Annotated in this window: 1 protein-coding gene and 2 pseudogenes; all 3 read left to right on the top strand. The window is 33.4% G+C overall.

All coding sequences use genetic code 11. The annotated features are described in order from the left end of the window. Window positions 1-112: pseudogene (locus tag CP368_RS09940) on the top strand (IS30 family transposase); the annotation flags it as partial. Window positions 113-118: 6 nt separating this feature from the next. Beyond that, the gene (locus CP368_RS09935) at window positions 119-418 is read left to right on the top strand and encodes an MBG domain-containing protein (RefSeq protein WP_098044206.1); all 300 of its coding nucleotides are present in this window, start codon (window positions 119-121) and stop codon (window positions 416-418) included. Window positions 419-714: 296 nt separating this feature from the next. After that, window positions 715-882, top strand: a pseudogene (locus CP368_RS10645) (ISLre2 family transposase); the annotation flags it as partial. Between the last annotated feature and the right edge of the window lie 525 nt (window positions 883-1407).

Raw genomic sequence — 1407 nt, 5'->3', positions numbered from 1 at the left:
AATCATTGACATTGAAACTTGGTGCAATTCATTGCCAAGAAAGATCTTGGCTTATCATACACCAGATGAAATCTTTGAAAGAGAATTAGATCGCATCTATCAAACAGCCTAAACAAAAGTGTTCAAGTTATTATTGCAATTTACGGTTGATAAAAATGGTGATGCTATTGTAGAAAATCCTAAAAATGTTGGTACATACTATGCTAAATTAACAGATTCAGCTGCTAAAAAGTTGAGAAAAGATAATCCTACTTTATCCAAAGATCCAGGAATTGTTGGTACTTATACAATTGCTCAGGGTAAAGCAAGCGCTGAATTAAGAGGCTATGATTCAAAAGCAGCGGATGCTGGATTTAATGCAGTGGCTAAAAGGTATGAAGATTTAGGATATGTGGTAGAAACCACAAAGACTGGATAATGATAAGCCAGTTCAACCTGAAACTGTTGAAACAAACGATAATTCCTTGCCTCAATCAGGAGAAGAATCACTTTCATGGCTAGGCATACTTTTATCAAATCTAGGCTTAGGCAGCATGTTTATTAAGCGAAAAAAGAAATAGCTATACTCATCAATGATTACTAAGTGTAAAATAGTTTGCGGTAACGTTTAAATATAAATTAAAAGGAGTCAAATCCATTTTAGGACTTGACTCCAAAACAAAAAGATCAGTAGTCTGATGTTAAGCAAAAAAACACATTAGAAGCTAGTCTTTTATGGAGTCTATTATAACTGATATCGTGAAAATTATTAAGTCCGAAAATAATGTTATTGCTCGTGAAAAGGAATTAATGTGCTACTTCTTTGATTTGATTAGAGAATTAATGAAATTAGCACTAGAAGAAGTTGATGCCGGCTTAGTTGAAAAAACTAAAAATTGGGGAAGAACTGGCTTTTGGAAGGCACATGGCATTAAATATTTGAATGTCATGGGCTGGATGCAAGGCGCTGGTGATGGTACTTTCTACGGCCCTTATACTGAAAATGGTCAGCCGGTATTAGTGATTGCTGAAGGAGCAGGCCTTTGGACTAACTGTGTTGCTTGGAAGAATCCACAACTTGCACAGCAATATAAGCATAAGAATTTTAACGATTTGTATTATCAAGGTGATGAATAGGTAATTGTTTGTTGGAGCATTCCAGAGAGGGATGCTTTTATTTTTCAGTAATCGTAATTACAGTAATTATGATTACTGTAATTTAAATTACTGAAAGATGATGATAAGTGGAGAAAAACGCTAAAAATGTAGTGTTAAAATTATAGAGTATAGAAAAAGTTAATATGAATCCATTAACTTACAATTTAGAAATTAAAAGGAAAGTAAACAACAATGCAAGCAAGTATATTTAATGCAACAGAACGATTTTTTGCCCCAGTTCAAATGATTTTGAAAATCCCAGTATATCAA

Source organism: Lactobacillus sp. UMNPBX17, assembly GCF_002553735.1.
Classification (GTDB): domain Bacteria; phylum Bacillota; class Bacilli; order Lactobacillales; family Lactobacillaceae; genus Lactobacillus; species Lactobacillus gallinarum.
This window is presented reverse-complemented; position numbering and strand designations above follow the sequence as displayed.